This window comes from Tardiphaga sp. OK245, from assembly GCF_900108575.1.
Classification (GTDB): domain Bacteria; phylum Pseudomonadota; class Alphaproteobacteria; order Rhizobiales; family Xanthobacteraceae; genus Tardiphaga; species Tardiphaga robiniae.
Genome location: NZ_FNWZ01000001.1, coordinates 41,977 through 58,327 on the forward strand (window position 1 = coordinate 41,977; position 16,351 = coordinate 58,327).

Consider the following 16,351-nt stretch of genomic DNA (forward strand, 5'->3'; position numbering starts at 1 on the left):
CTCAGATATCGCGGGGGAATTCTTCCTCCAGATAGCCGCCTTTAGGCCGCCGCTCCCTGCGCTGTTCACTAGCTTTGAGGCCGCTGTGTATTACGTGAAGAAGCGACAACGCCCCGTGATGTGCAGCGACAAAATCAAAGGTCGTTTCTGATTCCAGATAGTGGGTTTGCACCGTATTGAGGATGGCGGAGAATGTCTCCAGGACAGCCTTCACCTGCTGCCTGCTTCCGTTTTCCAGGGGGGTTGCCGGTTGATCGAGTGCAAGGCCGAGGTCACGATGGGCGATACGTCGATTCCGCCAGTCCCGGCAGAAGCTCGCTTGTTTCAAGGCATCCTCGATGAGCTTCTCCACTTTTGCCTTGGTGGCAGCGTCATCGATAAGGTTCGGCAAATTCCGGACCGTAAGGTTCGACTTGCCTTTTTGCCCCAGAGAATTTGGTGGGTCGGTCAGACGGGCGATATGAAGTAGAGTCGCCTCCCAAAGCCCGTCTTGAACAAGACGAAAAAAGCTTGAAGCGGCCTGATTGAGTAAGGTTATTCGCTCGGGCTTCTTCCCAAACAGCTCCACATACTCCGACCAATCCGAGTGAAGACGAACTATCTCTTGCCAAAGCGCGGAGTACTGCTCTCCTAGTGGATCTCCCATCTTCTCAATATTGTGCTTCTTTGCCTCCTCCGCTGTCCGGGTTACCATTTCCTTCTGCCCTCAACATCTCGGTTATTGTCTACTGCTAGCTCCGGGCCGATATAGAGCGGATCTCGCGACGGCGATGATCTCTCCAGTTGACCAACCATCCGCTTGAATCAATTGGCCCAGTTAGCAACGCTATGCGCACTCGGCGGTCAAATCCGCTTGCCTGGCTTCGAATTGACCCTAGCCTTTGCCGCTAGACGCCTTACGACCGCGCGAAGTCGGCCGCTCTGGCACGCTCCCTCCGTAGATTTGCCACCAGGCTGTAAGCGCTTCCATCGTCGGACCGAGCCCCCGTGCCTTGCGCGTAATCTCGTACTCAACCCGTGGCGGCACTTCTGCGAACACGGTACGATCCACCAGGCCGTCGGCCTCCAACTCGCGCAACTGCGCCGTCAGCATGTGCTGGGTGATACCGGGGATCGCCTTACGCAACTCGCCGAAACGGTAAACCCGTTGATTGAGCAGCCACATGATCTCCAGCTTCCATTTGCCGGAGAGCAACGCGAAAGCGCGCCGCATTTCTTCATGCATGTTGATGCCGTCTTTAGCCATTGGTCTGGTTTTCCATACTAACTACAAGTTATTCATCCTACTTGTCGATATCGATCTTAGCTGACATTTTTAATTTACGCATCAATTGCGCAAAGACGAACACGGGCTTCTTCCAATCGATCGTGTTGATGAAGAAGAGCCACGCTGCCTTGGCAGCAAGAATGGATAAGTCATGACTGAAATTTATATCTACTGGGCGAGCACGGCATTGTTGTGCCTGCTCTACATATCGTCGGCCTTCATGTACGTCGCGAAGGGCACCTGGACTCGACAGGCCCTCGCCGACCTTGGGTACCCTGGGTACCTCGTACCATTCATGGCCGCGATGAAAATCCTCGGCCCGGCCATGATCCTCTTGCGGTTTAACGTGGCGCTCAGCGACCTCGCTTACGCGGGCATCTTCTACCACCTTTTGCTGTCAGGCCTGGCGCACCTCGGGGTTCGAAAGTCGCTGGGTACCGTTCCGGCAGCCGTCGGCCTTGTGCTGCTCGCACTCTCTTTTGCTACGCAGAATTTTGCTCATGCGGTGCCGTCACCCTACGCGCTCACGGCGTTTCACTAAAATTGCGATCTATCAACACAGAACATGGAGATGAATATGGGACGCCTTGAAGGAAAAGTCGCCGTAGTCACCGGTGCAGGTCGCGGAATCGGCCGCGCCGTTGCGAAACTCTTCGCAGCCGAAGGTGCCAAGGTCGTGGTGCTGTCGATCACGCCCACAAACGTGGACACGGTCGTGGCAGACATTGCTGCGAAGGACGGCACTGTTCTCGGCCTGGTTTGCGACGTCGGCGATGCGAAGCAGATCGAAGAGGCCATCGCGAAAGTGGTTGCGGTATTTGGCGGCATCGACATTCTGGTCAATAACGCGTTCGATCCAAGTGTATATTCCTCATCGCTCATCGACCTTTCGGTCGAGAAGCTGCAACGCAACTTCGATATGGGGCCGGTCGCTTATCTGCGGTTGATGCAAGCCTGCTATCCCCATCTCAAGGCAAGTGGCGAAGGGCGCATCATCAATTTCGGCTCGATGGCTGGCGTACTGGGCATGGCTGGCTGCGGACCCTACAACATGGCCAAGGAAGCAGTGCGCGCGTTGACGCGTACGGCCGCGCGCGAATGGGGCCCGGACAACATCACCGTAAACAATATGCTCCCGGTCGCGGACACTTGGGGCGCGGCACATGCCAATGCCCCGCCGCCGCTCAGCGCCCTTGGACGGTTCGGCTCGCCAGAGGACGATATAGCACCTGTAGTCCTGTTCCTTGCGAGCAAGGATGCACAGTTCCTCACGGGCTACAGCCTTGCAGCGGATGGCGGCATGATCATCGACAGCGGGCGCTGATCATCATGGTCTTTCTTCCCATCACCTCACTGTTCGTGGCGGCCTTCTCCGTGGCCCTGATTGTTCTGTCCGTTCCTGTCACCATGCGCCGCCTTAAGGTCGGAGAAATGGTCGGGGACAGCGTGGACGAAATCCTGCGCCAGCGCATTCGGGCGCAGGGCAACTTTATCGAGTACGTTCCGCTTGGCGTTATCGGAATGGGATTGGTTGAGGCCCACGCGGCTCCGGTCTGGATGGTTCTGATAGTCGGAGGCGCGCTTGCCAGTGGCCGAGTACTCCATGCCATCGGCATGTTGCATGCTTCCGGGCCAATGCGCGGCTTTGGAATGATCTTGACCTATCTGGCTATCCTATTGGTAGCGGCCCGTCTTGGCGTTGATGCATGGTTCTGGATTTGAACGCGGACTTATCTTTCAGCAAGTTGTCAGTTCTTCATGACGATCTCGGCATCTGCTTCTGCGGCGATAGGAGCTTTCAGGACGGTCGTTGCTTTTGACATTTATGGCTCGTCGTTCATCAGAAGACAACGAAGTGCTAGATCCAGGCTTCGAACGTGGCGGCGGGTCGAGTTACCGTCCGATACTGGCAGCTTCCGCCGCGGCGCGTTGCATACTTGACGACATCTCGCCGGTCACGGTGCTTTGCTCTTCAACCGCAGCCGCGGTGGCGGTAACATACTCGCTGACATTCTGAATTTCTTGCTTGATTGCTTCAAGCGCGGTGACGACGTCACTGGATATGCCGTTCAAACTGTCAATCTCGCGAGTAATCTTGTCAGTGGCTTGCTTGGCCTGATTGGCAAGATTTTTAACCTCGGAAGCGACAACCGCAAAACCGCGCCCTGCCTCGCCAGCGCGCGCGGATTCGATCGTGGCATTCAAGGCAAGGAGGTTGATCTGCCCTGTGATGTTTCCAATCAATTCGACGATACCGCTCATAGCCTGCGCTGCCGAACTGAGGCGTTGTGCCTGCCCATCGGCGGATTCAACCTTGCTCACCGCCGACATCGCAGTATTCCTCGACTTGACCATCGCCTCGGAGATTTCTCGTACGGAAGCGTTTAGTTCCTCGGCACCTGCTGCAACCGACTCCATCATCGAACGAACCCGCTCGCTCTTCATGCGGGCGATTACCTGAGCCGTTGTATCGGTGGCGTATTTGACGACTTTGAACGGCCTACCGTTGAGGTCCAGGATGGGATTGTAGGACGCCTGAATCCAGACTTCCTTGCCGCCCTTGCCGATCCGCTTATACTCGGCAGCCTGGTATTCTCCACGGTTCAGACTTGCCCAAAACTCGCGATAGCCAGCACTGTCGCGCTCCGAAGGATCGACGAAGAGGCTATGATGGCTGCCCTTGATTTCTCCCAGCGAATATCCCAGCGCTTGCAGGAAGTTCTCGTTCGCCGTCAAGACGATGCCATCCATACCGAATTCGATCACAGCCTGTGATTTTCCAATCGCAGCAATCTGTCCGGCAAGGTCCACGGTCTGGAGCTTCTGCTCGGTCACGTTGGTGGCGAATTTCACCACCTTGAATGGCTTACCTCTTTCGTCGAGGACCGGGTTGTAGGAGGCGAGAATCCAAACCTCCTTGCCGCCCTTGCCGATCCGCTTGTACTCAGCGGCCTGGTATTCGCCACGGTTCAACTGCGCCCAAAATTCTCGATATTCCACACTATCGCGCATCGCTGGCTCGACAAACATGCTGTGCTGCTTGCCCTGGATTTCGGTCAAGGCATAACCAAGCGCGTCGAGAAAGTTTTTATTCGCAGTGACAATCGTCCCGTCAAGATCAAATTCGATCACGGCTTGAGCGCGCTCGATTGCCGCGATCTTGCTGCTTTCCTCCATACTCTGGATTTTTTTCGCGGTAATGTCGGTCGCGAACTTGACGACCTTAATTGGCTTTCCACTACGATCTATGATCGGATTGTAGGACGCCTCAATCCAGATCTCCCTACCGCCCTTGCCGACCCGCTTGTACTCGGCGGACTGAAACTCGCCGCGGTTGAGGCTCGCCCAGAACGCTCGGTATGCCGAGCTATCGCGGATTTCCAGCTCGACGAACATGCTGTGATGCTTGCCCTGGATTTCGGCAAGCGTGTATCCAAGCACAGTAAGGAAATTCTGATTGGCTGTGATGACCCCACCGCTCATATCGAATTCGACAACCGCTAGCGATCTGTTGATCGCCGCCAACTGGGCAGATGCGCTATCGGACTCGGAATGTTGTCGCCAGAACGCCATTTTGTGCGGTCCCTTGCTTGCAATGTAGCGCTTTGAATGCGAGCTGCGGGGCGCACCAGCGATCCTATGCAATCGCTTTCAACGAAAATGCGCTCGCGCTTCACAGGCTTGAAATTTAGAATCCATTGCGGTCGCACCCAGTTTATGATTACCGCGCGGGCGCATGGGTTCCTCTGAACTCGACTACATAAATACGCGACTAGGTATAAAGAGACGCGTTTAAGATTCGGTTAGTCCCTACAATGCCCGGCGAGTTCTCGGAGTGACATGCTAATTTCTGCTGCGGTGGTCCAATGGGTATCATTGTAATCCACAACGTTACTACCAGCATCAGAGAACCAACATCGCAGGCTGATCGCCATCAGCAGCCTTAACTTGTCATGGGGCAGAAAATCAAAAACAGGCGAGATCCGCATAGCATCGCGGCATTTGGATATCGGAAACGTAGAGTCTCCTATCGCCCTACGATGGAAAAATTAGTACACGAACGGGAACCCGCGCCGACATTGCAACATTTGGATGACACCTATGCTTGAGCGTTTCCCCGGTTTTCATACGAAAAATCCGGAGGTCAATCGTGAAATACTTTTTGCCAACTTCAACGTTAGTCATTTTGATTGTCAATTTCGAGAACGACCATTTGTCGCCAAAGCAAATTGGGTTGATACCAAGTATGTCCGGATCACGAGTGCATTTTGCAGCACGTCAACTGACATAACGTATGATGCAGCCCCGGTGGTCCGGCAATTTCTGCAAGCCCGTCCCAAAACACACATAACGTTCAACCACAGAGCTCGATTGGATGAGCTCTCGGCGTCGAATGCCTCAGTCGTAATACCTGCAGGCTCTTCGTTTCGGGGAATCGCGTCAGGCGAGCACGGGGTTGTCGCCCTGCGAATCGAGATTGCTGCACTGAAGACCGTTGTGAGCGCGATGCTCGGAGAGGATGTTCCGGCCGAGCAACTTCATGCCGAGCCATGGACAAACGATCGTTTCGGAAACAGCATGAGAGCTACCGCCGCCCAATTTATTTCTGATCTGGACACCGTGATGGAAGGCGATTCGTTTGCTGCTGAGATTTTTGGCCAGGCGCTTCTCGTCCGGCTGCTAATGAGTTGCTCGGTACAATTTAGTCCGAGGCTTAAAGGCCACGTATCATCTCCTTCGTTGAACCAGCTGCGTCGGGTTGAGAGCTATCTTGCTGCAAACTGGCAGAAGGACATCGACATTAAGGATATAGCTGACGAGTTCGGAATGAGCGTCAGAAGTATCTTCCGCTACTTCAGATCACTTCGGGGCATGACTCCTAATGAGTTCATGCGACAGCTCAGACTGGAGAGAGCGCGGAGTATGTTGGAGGTGGCTGAAGACTCCGACACAGTCATGATGATTGCAATTCGCTGCGGTTTTCAAAGCATGGGACATTTTGCACGCGCGTATCGTACTGCGTATGGCGAGCTACCCTCACAGACCTTGTTAAGGAGGAAATCCAGAACACCTAACGGAGGTTCATAGGGTTCTGCGTCGACGCAGAAGCAGACGGTTCATCCGCGTGCTGTGCTGCAGCTAATGTTCACCCCCCGTAAGGCTGGACTACTATTTCGTGGAGGATGCCAACGTTAAATTCATCCCGAACAATCCCCCGGGTGAGAAATAGGAGACCTTTACAATTTACACTGATGCGCCGGGGGGGGGTGACCGCGCGGATTTCCACAGGCGGTTTCACTCGGATACTATTGCATTCCTTCGCAAGCAAGGGACGGCGTCTCGGCGCGAGTTCGGGCCGCCCGCCTTCAACGTGCGCTATCGATGATCATGCCGCCGTCCAGGGTATCCGCCTCAGGTCAGCCGGCGTGCAAGGTTGATGGATGCTAATCAGGGCCGGGCAAACAGGGCCCGATCTCGCACCAAAAGCCGCGCGGCGCCAAGGTGAGATATGATGTTATTTTGGATCTGACGCGCCGCCGATTTCGTTGAGGAGTGCCATTTCAAGCAGTTTCACGGTCATAGGATTGCCGACCAATCGGGCGATCGGTATGAGGGCCATCAGTCCATCGACGAGTTCGTCGTGATCCTTTGGCGGTTCCTGATTGGATTCTTCCGCCACTTAAGCGCTCTTCTGCATCATCGGAACACAAGGGTCTTCCAAGACCAGGTGAGTCACACCCGTGCGGGCGCGTATCCGCTTGAGGGCTGAATGACTCGTGTCGAACATGACCGCGATCGTGGCATCGCCGTCGATCTGATGAACAGAACCCAAGGGGTTCAGTTGATACCCCATCTTCTGGACGAGCGGCATGCGAAGCGCCCGGACAACCGCGGTCACATTGACGATATCGCGGGCAATGCAGAACTCCTGCACTCCGATAAGAAGCTCATGATAGGTTTCGCCGCCGCGTCTTCCCGGCTTGATGGCTAACCGGGTCATCTCGATGACCTGGTCCGAGCTCGGCACGGGCCCATCAACCAGATAGGCGAACTGTTCGCTAAGCATGTGTGGCAGCACCGTCGGATAAAGCCTGAGGCAACCAACGACTTCATGCTGGTCGTCGAGAGAAGCGAGGTAGATGGCATGGTCGTCGTCGTACTGGTCCTGTTCGTAGACGCCGTCTTTCTCAAATTCTTGCCATCCCCGTTCCTTTACGAAACAGACGTGTCTTAGCTTGAAGACTTGATCGAGCGTAGGGGCGAACATTGCGCTGTTCGATTGGTCGATGACCCTGATCATGCCGCCTCCTGCCGTGAACCCACGGCGGAGTGTCACGACAGGAGGCGGTCACAGAATCGCTCAGGAGAGGGATTGACTAGGGATGGATCTCGCCGCGCCGGATCGATTCGACGACGGCCTGGGTCTTGGAACAGACACCCAGCTTTGAAAGCACCGAGGAAATGTGTGACTTAACGGTCTGCTCAGAGATATGGAGGATCTCGCCGGTGTCCCAGGCCGATTTTCCGACGGCGGCCCATCTCATCACTTCGCGCTCCCGGGGCGTCAACGTGAATGTCCGGAATTCAGACCTGAGTTTGAGGTTCGTCCTGTAGAGGTAGAGGGCCATCATTTCGACAGCCCGGCGACCTTCCTTGCTCTCATCGACTGCGTGACCGGCAAGAGATACGGTCGCCTGATAACCGCTGGTGCCCTGGATCGGGACGCACAAGCCGCTCCTCAGGCCGTGCTCGACCGCGGAAATTTCAAGAACCCGACGGCCTCTCTGATCGATGACCGGTGCGTCATGCCATCCAAAGGCATCGAAGCTCTTCCGGGCATAGTTCGCGACAGGATCAACTAGGATCAAGTTCTCGCGGTGATACTGTAACCGCCAAGCGCGCGGCCAATGATCCAGGATGAACATCTTGTCGAAGGCGGTCGGCTGGATACGCGAAGAAACGACCATAAAGGAGTCGTAGCCGAATTGCCGGACGGCCGCCGCAAAGGTATCGCGCAGGGACACCTCAGTTTTGGCTTTGTCCAGAAGTTCGAACGCAGAAAATATAGCGTCGAAACGTCCCACGTGAGCCTGTGCCTAATCAGACGGAATACAGTAATTGATCGGCTCATTGTAGCGGATCGGCTTGAACATTGTGTCTCGGCCATGCTCATATCCACTTCTTTTAGGTCCATCTGGCGGAGCCCAAATGCAACCAAGGCATGCCAATGAAGTCGATGTCCATATTGGGAAGCGCCTCAGGATGCGCCGCCTGATGATGAACATGAGCCAGGAAGCGCTCGCAAATGAAATCGGGCTCACGTTCCAGCAGGTGCAGAAATATGAGAAAGGCGCAAATCGGATCAGTGCCGGTCGCATGCAGCAGATCGCCGCTATCCTGAAAGTACCGGTTACCTTTCTGTATGATGGACTTCAACATAAGGGTGGCGCTGCTTCCGAAGTTGGGATGAACGTTATCGAGCAGTTCCTGTCCACCAAGGACGGGCTGGCTCTCATTACAGCGTTTTCGCAAGTCGAGGACAGGAAGCTCCGCCAGAGTATCGTGGATTTGGTGAAGACCATCGTGGCAGAGCACAAGCCAAAGAAAAAGCGCAGCTGACTTAACACAGGCTCAAACGTACCATGGCGATACGGAAGGTATGATAGCTTCTCAGTGTTACGTTGAGTTTAGCAAAACCAAGAACAGCGCCTATGCCGAATTTTCAGAAGCTGCGCTGCTAAGTGACGGCGCGAACACGTATTGTATAACAACGAGGCAGGTCTTCGGTGCTGTAGAACCGACCGAAAACACCTGCATGTCCCTCTTTCGTCCTCAATAGAAAGGCCGTCGAAGGTGGCGCCGGGTTTGCGCCTTCGCCAGGCCCTCAAGCGAACCGGGCAGAGGCCGGCGGCTGCTCCCGAGACCGGTTAACCCAAGCAGCCACAGGAGCATCAGCGTAGCGCCGACGAAGGCGGAACGCGGGACCGACTGCCTCCGGCGAGAGACTCGGCAGTAAATCGGCTCAAACGATGCCAGGTGTTATCGCCTCCGGTCAGGTCGTCGGAGCTCGCGAATACAGCGAACGCGAATTACTACAAGTTGCAGTCTAATAGAAGGTGTCGCAGTATGATTGCGCACGAAAGCGGCTTGTGTCGTCGAGCGCATCTTGTCCGGTTCCAGGTGCGCTTGATCTGAGCACGGAAGGGGCAGCTAGAATGTCCACGTTCATCATTTTATCTTGGGGTAAATAGCCATGGACCAACCTCGACCGGTAATCATCACGGTCCATGGAATCCGCACGTTTGGTCAATGGCAGAACCGATTACGAACCCTAATAAAGAAAGAAAACTCAAACGCTGAGGTTCTGACCTATCGGTATGGGTACTTCAGTGTCGTCGCATTTATTATTCCGATATTCAGATGGTTCGCCATCATATCGTTTCGCCGGCGGTTTCGTCAGTTAATTGCGTCCCATCCTGACGCACCGATATCGATCGTCGCACATTCCTTCGGAACGCATATCGTTTCACATGCTCTCAAGAGCATGCGAACTGATGATCTGCCTATCATCCCCGCCCTTATCTTGGCGGGCAGCGTCCTTCGATCCAATTTTGATTTCGGATCACTGTTGGCATCGAAAAAGTTGAAACGTATCGTCAACGATTGCGGAACCAACGACAATGTCCTTTTACTCAGTCAGCTTTTAGTACTCTTTACAGGCATGGCCGGCAGGGTCGGATTTTACGGCTTATCTGGCGATCAGTTCATCAACCGGTTTTTCCGCGGCGGCCACAGCCACTATTTCGAGCCTACAGGGGCCACTGATATCGACTCCTTCATGCGTCTCAGATGGGTCCCCATTCTCGCGCATGGCTGTCCTCCCGAAGAATACGATGAATTCGAGAGTCGTGGGCCGCTGCAAGGCGTCGCCTACGCGATCATGCGGATTGCCGATCCTATCAAGATCATAGCGTACGCACTTATCGTCTGGGTCATTGCATTCTATAGCTATATTGAACCTAGACGCGAGGCAAAGTTAGAATTGAGTAGGCGGGAATACCAAGCTGCTGCAACCCAACTGACTTCTGAACACTTTCTTCCTACAGCAGTTACAACGCTGGCTCGCTTAGTCGATTCAAAAGCATTTTCGTCCGAAGACGAAAAGAGAAACTCCATCGACGCGGCGCGCTTTGGCCTACAAAGATTGGCAAGCCGGGATCAGGTGCTCTCCGAAGTCGAAACAGGACAACTCGTCCGGTCGGGCACCGGGATCTATTTGAAGGGCGCCAACGTTACGCGGACTAGACTAACGACCCCTCTCGTACAACTTCTGTATCCGGCACATCAGGCGACGATCGTTGTCTCGCAAGGTAAGGCCGATCGTGAAGACCAAAGCAGCAAGGCGGAGATTTTTATCTTTGATACAAATTCAGGCGCCGTAATCGCTCGTCGGGAACTTGATCTGAATGGCGGAAGACTAAGCGTTGATTTCGAGGGCTATGCCCTAACCGGCCAGCCTGGGAAGCTGCTTCTCAGGCTCGTCCAAGAGGAGATCGAGGGTGATGACGACGACGTGCTCCTCGCGGCCATCGATCTTGATGCCAAATCCATCTCCATCTTCAGCGGCGAAGACTTTGGGGTACACCGCAACTGCATCGAGGCAGCTTGGACGAACGACGAAGACAGGAAAACGATCAGGCTGTTCAGATTGGCGGACCTGTTCACCGGTAACTTGGAGACGCGCAACGTCGATTGGGACGACAGTGTCAATTCGCAGTACTCATTGGAAAATCTCAAGAACTGCGGCAACGCGCTTACTCCTCTGGGAATTTCTGCACTACACTTTCCGCAAGTCATAGACGAATCAAGATTGATCAGGAGTACACCAGAACCAGCTCAGATCGAGGCCAACGACGACGTTTCCTGTTCGGTTGATGAACGAACTCGCGGTGCCAGTGTTATCAGTGAAGTATCAAGACTGGACTTCTCGCGATTGGCATGGGCGCGCGGCGAGGAGAGCGGACGATCTGTTGAACAATTGAAGGAGGACTTTGAAGGCGTCTCCTGTCTCATTCGTCTCGAAGGACCGCGTACATCAAGTTATGTTCTCACAGGCACCGCGCTCGGTCTTTGGATCGGCGGATGGAATATTTGCGAATTGAGCAATGAGAAATGGATCGAGAACTGTAGGCTCTATTCGTTTGCATCCGAGGGCGGCGGCACACTCTGGCACGCGAGCGGTCAACGGTTTCTCATAATTGGTGACGCGATCACAGAGACTAACTCGGATGGTTTCAGAGTAGTCGATTTGGCCTACGGCACCTCTGGCCGGCCCGATGTCTCACCGGACGGACGTGTCCGTTCCGCTGTTGTTGACGATCAACGTGGCCTGCTCGCAATTGCAGCGGAGGTCGTTGGCTGGCAAGGCGCTTCAGAGGTTTTTGTCTACGATTTACGCGGCGGTCGTGTTGAGCTCGTTTCCCGTCGCAGATTTGAACCACCTAGGGCACCGCGACCGGAGGCTCCAAGCGCAGATCCATCCAAAAATCCAATACCGGCACTTAGTAAAGTCGGAAAGGATATAATATTTCGCATCCCCCAAGCTATTCTCGGGCTTGAGCTGGCCGATCCGCCCGGATGGCTAAGCAAGCTGACGCGATATTGGGCTATCACCCCGCGCGGCAGCGAAGGCATTTCCATTCGGTGGGTTTTGCCTTTTCCCGGACCGGGCGTGCCCAGCATCGCAATCAACACCAGCGGCGGCCTGGTCGCTGGATTTAACGGAAGTAATCTTCGCCTGGTCTTGGCGTCTGACGGCACCGCGGTAAGCCCGGTTATCGACACCTCTCTTTTAGGTCAGGGGTGTGTCGGCGACATCGTTGACGTTTCGGTTGGCAACGACGACAGCGTCGATGCCCGGCTTGGAGACTGTCGGATCAAGCGCCAGCCCCCCATCTCACGCAACGAACTATCTCGGCAAGCGTCCAAGCTCGACTCCTATTTGAAACAGCTCGACTGAGAAGGCTCCGCGGAATCAGAAGGAGTAGCCAATTCCGTCTTCACACGTTCGTCTCGCGACGTTTTAGCTCAGCCGGTCTGCCCCTTCTCCAAAAGGCCCGACACCGGGGCTATAGCGCATTTTACCCCTCTTTTGAGCTAGCTTCGAGCGTAACAGCCACACTTGATGCACGCTCGGCAGCTTCTCGGCTACTACGCCTATTTATCTATCAATCGAGAGATCGTTGTCCGGCTCACTTTAAAGGCCAAGGCAATGGACATAGGTGACTCACCTTGTTGCAACCGCGTGAGTGCTTCCAACCGTTCGACCGGACCAAGCTTTGGCTTGCGACCAAACTTTACCCCCTGAGCCAACGCTCGCTCCCTTCCGGCCGTGGTGCGTCGGATAATGTCTTCACGGGTCTTACGCGCAATGTAACCTACCAAGGCCACTATAACCTCTCCGAGATCGTTCGTGGTATCGGCCCACGGTTCGGCAAGAGATTTGTACGTGGCTCCCCGTGATGTGATCTGCTGAAGCACTTGCAATGTTTTGTAGGGCCCACCACGGGTTAGGCGGTCAAGGGCCGCAAAAATCACGATGTCACCGGACTGCACATCGTGGAGGAGCCGCCTGAGTACCGGTCTCTGATCATTCACCCCGCTCTGCTTCTCCGAGTAGATTCTAGCGCATCCGGCAGCGCGCAGCTGCAGCTCTTGAATGTCGAGCACCTGCCCCTGCGTGCTCACACGCGCGTATCCCAAGATCGCCATCAGGAGCCTCCTCTGAGACGATACTCCGTCCCTCCAGATATCCTGATTTTTGCAAGTCCGAGATCCCGCAATTGTCGTAATTTGTAGACTTCGGTAATTCTCGATTCGTTTCCGGGGGTTAGGCCATCCATTCAATATTGCTTCTCTTTGAGTATTGATTTGGATTCTGCGCTTAACGCCTAGAAGCGTAAATCAGGAGTTTCGCTAGAACTACGGGTAGATGCGCACTCCTTAGACATCTATCGCAACGTCGCGCATCGCTGGTGGTCGTATTATGCCCGAGCGAATTGCCCCTGATCTCGATGAGCGCGGCAGCCTCATTACGCCAATTATCGTCGCACTATTTGTCATCGCCGGCGGCGGCCTCTGGTTTTATTCAGACGAGCTCAAGGCCAAGCTCCAACCGGCTCGACCCGTCACCGCGTTTCAGAACCAGCATGCCGGCGTCTATGAGCGCTTAGGCGTCGCATCACTGCCAGTGGATTTCGAGAGGACGAACACCAACGCCACCCGCCTGTTGGACCAGCTACGGCGTGAACCTTGTGATGGCGAGGCTATCCTTCCCCTCGTCAAGCTGATGAGCCAAGGCGGATATCCAAGGGAAGCTGCCACCAGCGCACTGAAGTTTGGCGAACGCTGTGGCCAGAAAGCTGACCTGCTTGAACATGCCTATCATTCACTGGTACGCGTCCGCGATCTCTCGGGCGCCGTCAACGCCGCATCCGAACTCATCAAGATCGATCAGGCGCGGGGCCGGTATCGCTACCTTCGCGGCTTTGCCCATGAAGAGCTGAAGAACTTCAAAGCCGCGCTATCGGACTATGTCAGCACGCTTCAGCTGTTCACCAGCCTTTCGAATGTAGCAGTCAGCGAATTCTACCGGGTCTCAAGGATGTACGCGGCCCTTGGCCGACCTTGCGACGCGATTACTCCACTTGAGATCTACCTTTCCTACGACGTGGCGAAGCGCCAGACCACGCAACTGTCCCAGCTCATCAAGGAATACGCCAATAGCGGCGACTGCCGGGCCACTTATGCCTCGGGCAGCGACAAGATTCTCATCCCGCCAAGCAACATCATCTCAGTCACCATCAACGGCGCCCAAGGGCGGATGATCGTCGATACCGGCGCCTCGATGGTGGCGCTGAGCCCCAGCTTCGCCTCGCGCGCCCGCGTCATGCCGGACGAAAGCAACCTTATGACCTTCCAGGTGGTGGGCGGAACGGTCCAGTCGGCACCGGGCAATGCCCAACTCATGGAAGTGGGCAACACGAGGGCAGCCAACGTTCCGGTTGCGATCTCCATAGGCAACGCTTCGGCCTACGGGCCAGGTATCGACGGCCTGCTGGGTATGACGTTCTTGGCCCGTTTCAACGTCACCCTGTCAGGCGGCGCGCTGGAATTGAAGCCTCGCGACCTCAACTGAATTCACCTCCCCAACCACAGAGAGCAAAATGAGCAAAGTCACTGCGCGCCTAAAATCGACTAAATCCCACCGGCTACCGTACGCATTGGCGGCAATTGGCCTTTCCACTCTGCTCGCCGGATGCATCGGGGGCCCGTCAACTTCCGACGTTCTGATGGCGGTGGGCTATCCCGACATCACTGACGTGAACTGCGTTCAGGCAACCGGCCTACCTGGGCACGTCTGCACGTTCAATCTCCGGGGCTATTCTCAAACACGTCGTCTCGTGAAGAGGGACGATGGCGGCTGGGATGCGCTCTATAAGTGAGGGCCAAGTCTCGCCCGTATCGAAAACGCACTTAAAGGCCCGCTCAATGCGTCTGGCGCCTGTGCCAATACCTCGGCATAGGCGTTGGAAAGCCCCCTGCGTCGGGAGCGGCACGCGTCAAGGGCGGCTTGCCGCTCGTCTCGCCCCTTGACGCGGGCCGCGAGCGGCGCAAAGAAAGGCTAGTAGCTAATTTCAGCAACTGCAACCGCGCAGCGCATGCCAGTTCGGCAAAGGCTTTCTCGACGCATTCAAGCGCGCGAAACGCCGAGTGAGAGTGTCACTCACCTCTCGTACTATAATTTCTGCCAGATATCATACGGAGCAGGAGTTTCGATGGGTACATTAACCGTCAGCGTTCCCGCTCTTGGTCCTGATCCCGCGACTTGTCCTTGGCAGGTGGAGCCTTTGTATTCTTGGCTTCAGGACTCCGTAGCCATTTACTGAACGACCGCTTTTCCTTGGGCTGGTCATTCTGCGCGCCCTGCCGATCGAGGGACAGCGGTCGTGACTCTGCACCCTCCTGCCTCAGCCGCTGACTAAATGAGGGGCGCTTTCCCTTCGCCGATGGTTCTGCGGTTTCATTTTTGATCTCACTATGCCGCGTTTGATAGACTGGATTTCCCAACGGCGGGCGTTCAACTCTATCGGCTTCTACGCGCCTCGCCTCTTTTGGTATTGCTTCCCTGGCAGGCAAATGGAGCCGAGGGTGCTCAGTAGTCTTCTGGGCGCCTTTTGGAAACGGGACGACCTTACCGCTATCAGGTGGCCGATGAATGTCCCGTAAGGCCTGCTGTTCACGATTGACGTTGTCGCGGTCGACCGCCTCCCAAAGATCCTTCTCACTCTCCGGTCTCCCCTGGCGGATCGCCCGGTTAACCTGCGGCCGACTGACACCTCGGTCTATAGACCGATAGTCAACCGTGCGATGACTATCGCGCGAACCAGGACGGTTGCGCAGGCTCCGTCTCTTGGACGTGGGTCGCGCTCCGCGCTTGTCCATCGCCTGCGCCTGCGGCCCTTCATGGATAGTCGGCTCCCGCTCCAGCCCTTGAGCCTTAAGGGTCCGCCTATCTATGCGTTCGCGATGGCCCGCTCGTTCAAGAGCCCGGTTGGCGTGCTCCTCCCACTTTTGACGAAGTCGCTCGGTGCTCCCCTTTTCGCTGGTGCCGATGACCCGCCTATTGGTCTCGAAGTCCCTATCTCTCAGGACTAAGTGACAATGCGGGTTGGCCTTATCCTTACCTTTCTCATGGAAAGCAGCCAGCCAGGGCGCCCGCCCCTCGGTGATGTCCTCGGCATAACCACGGACAAGCTCCGCGCGTTGGGCACTGTCGAGCTCGCGAGGAAGGGCCAGCATGAGCTTGTCGATGACCCTGGCGTTCTTACGATCGGTGTCTTCGCACTGCCTTAGGTACGCCGCCATCTGTCGCGGGGATGCAGCTGGAATACGCTCGAAGCGCATCTGGCTCATCGCGTTCTTACGGGTGATGTAACCGATGTGGGCCGCAGCCGTGTAGGGCTGGGCCTGCGTGGACTTGCCGACAGGGCTATGGTGCAGGCTGTAGATAGCCACACGAAA

15 protein-coding genes are annotated in these 16,351 nt (G+C 55.6%); 7 read left to right on the plus strand and 8 right to left on the minus strand.

Annotated elements, in window-relative coordinates; all coding sequences use genetic code 11:
- Position 1: 1 nt before the first annotated feature.
- Together BLW80_RS00185 and BLW80_RS00190 are read right to left on the minus strand one after the other, a co-directional pair.
- On the minus strand, positions 2–694 hold the full coding sequence (locus BLW80_RS00185; protein WP_093756347.1) for an AbiU2 domain-containing protein: 693 nt from the start codon (positions 692–694) through the stop codon (positions 2–4).
- Positions 695–874: 180 nt separating this feature from the next.
- Positions 875–1,246 (minus strand): winged helix-turn-helix transcriptional regulator, encoded by a 372-nt coding sequence (locus BLW80_RS00190; protein ID WP_139285763.1) that lies wholly within the window; start codon positions 1,244–1,246, stop codon positions 875–877.
- 172 nt (positions 1,247–1,418) lie between these two features.
- Here BLW80_RS00190 and BLW80_RS00195 point away from each other — a divergent pair, with 172 nt between their 5' ends.
- The 3 genes from BLW80_RS00195 to BLW80_RS00205 are packed head-to-tail and all read left to right on the plus strand — an operon-like array spanning position 1,419 to position 2,989.
- The gene (locus BLW80_RS00195) at positions 1,419–1,808 is read left to right on the plus strand and encodes a DoxX family protein (protein ID WP_093756348.1); all 390 of its coding nucleotides are present in this window, start codon (positions 1,419–1,421) and stop codon (positions 1,806–1,808) included.
- A gap of 36 nt (positions 1,809–1,844) precedes the next feature.
- Entirely contained in the window at positions 1,845–2,591 is a 747-nt protein-coding gene (locus BLW80_RS00200; RefSeq protein WP_093757271.1) for an SDR family NAD(P)-dependent oxidoreductase, read from the plus strand.
- A 5-nt stretch (positions 2,592–2,596) separates the two neighbouring features.
- Entirely contained in the window at positions 2,597–2,989 is a 393-nt protein-coding gene (locus BLW80_RS00205) for an MAPEG family protein (protein ID WP_093756349.1), read from the plus strand.
- A gap of 171 nt (positions 2,990–3,160) precedes the next feature.
- Here the strand turns inward: BLW80_RS00205 and BLW80_RS00210 are convergent, their stop codons facing one another.
- The gene (locus BLW80_RS00210; RefSeq protein WP_093756350.1) at positions 3,161–4,840 is read right to left on the minus strand and encodes a methyl-accepting chemotaxis protein; all 1,680 of its coding nucleotides are present in this window, start codon (positions 4,838–4,840) and stop codon (positions 3,161–3,163) included.
- Between the two features lie 528 nt (positions 4,841–5,368).
- On the opposite strand from BLW80_RS00210, the gene BLW80_RS00215 reads away from it, so the two are divergent.
- A complete protein-coding gene (locus BLW80_RS00215; RefSeq protein ID WP_170849529.1) occupies positions 5,369–6,355 on the plus strand; it encodes an AraC family transcriptional regulator in 987 nt (328 codons plus the stop codon).
- A gap of 427 nt (positions 6,356–6,782) precedes the next feature.
- Here BLW80_RS00215 and BLW80_RS30140 read toward each other — a convergent pair whose 3' ends face one another.
- From BLW80_RS30140 to BLW80_RS00225, 3 genes are all read right to left on the minus strand, one after another.
- Positions 6,783–6,947: a hypothetical protein gene (locus tag BLW80_RS30140; RefSeq protein ID WP_170849530.1), complete on the minus strand. Its 165-nt coding sequence runs from the start codon at positions 6,945–6,947 to the stop codon at positions 6,783–6,785.
- Positions 6,948–7,568 (minus strand): acyl-homoserine-lactone synthase, encoded by a 621-nt coding sequence (locus tag BLW80_RS00220; protein ID WP_093756352.1) that lies wholly within the window; start codon positions 7,566–7,568, stop codon positions 6,948–6,950.
- Between the two features lie 76 nt (positions 7,569–7,644).
- Positions 7,645–8,352 carry a helix-turn-helix transcriptional regulator gene (locus BLW80_RS00225; RefSeq protein ID WP_093756353.1) on the minus strand — a complete coding sequence of 236 codons (708 nt, stop codon included), beginning with the start codon at positions 8,350–8,352 and terminating at the stop codon, positions 7,645–7,647.
- 124 nt (positions 8,353–8,476) lie between these two features.
- Here BLW80_RS00225 and BLW80_RS00230 point away from each other — a divergent pair, with 124 nt between their 5' ends.
- Together BLW80_RS00230 and BLW80_RS00235 are read left to right on the plus strand one after the other, a co-directional pair.
- The gene (locus BLW80_RS00230) at positions 8,477–8,887 is read left to right on the plus strand and encodes a helix-turn-helix domain-containing protein (RefSeq protein ID WP_093756354.1); all 411 of its coding nucleotides are present in this window, start codon (positions 8,477–8,479) and stop codon (positions 8,885–8,887) included.
- Positions 8,888–9,521: 634 nt separating this feature from the next.
- The gene (locus BLW80_RS00235) at positions 9,522–12,287 is read left to right on the plus strand and encodes a lipase family protein (protein WP_093756355.1); all 2,766 of its coding nucleotides are present in this window, start codon (positions 9,522–9,524) and stop codon (positions 12,285–12,287) included.
- A gap of 197 nt (positions 12,288–12,484) precedes the next feature.
- On the opposite strand, the gene BLW80_RS00240 is transcribed toward BLW80_RS00235, so the two are convergent.
- Complete coding sequence (locus BLW80_RS00240; protein WP_093756356.1) at positions 12,485–13,039, minus strand: recombinase family protein; 555 nt, start codon at positions 13,037–13,039, stop codon at positions 12,485–12,487.
- A gap of 274 nt (positions 13,040–13,313) precedes the next feature.
- Between BLW80_RS00240 and BLW80_RS00245 the strand changes: the two genes are divergently transcribed.
- Entirely contained in the window at positions 13,314–14,465 is a 1,152-nt protein-coding gene (locus BLW80_RS00245; protein ID WP_093756357.1) for a retropepsin-like aspartic protease, read from the plus strand.
- A 656-nt stretch (positions 14,466–15,121) separates the two neighbouring features.
- On the opposite strand, the gene BLW80_RS29755 is transcribed toward BLW80_RS00245, so the two are convergent.
- Positions 15,122–16,345 (minus strand): MobA/MobL family protein, encoded by a 1,224-nt coding sequence (locus BLW80_RS29755; protein ID WP_170849531.1) that lies wholly within the window; start codon positions 16,343–16,345, stop codon positions 15,122–15,124.
- Positions 16,346–16,351: the final 6 nt, after the last annotated feature.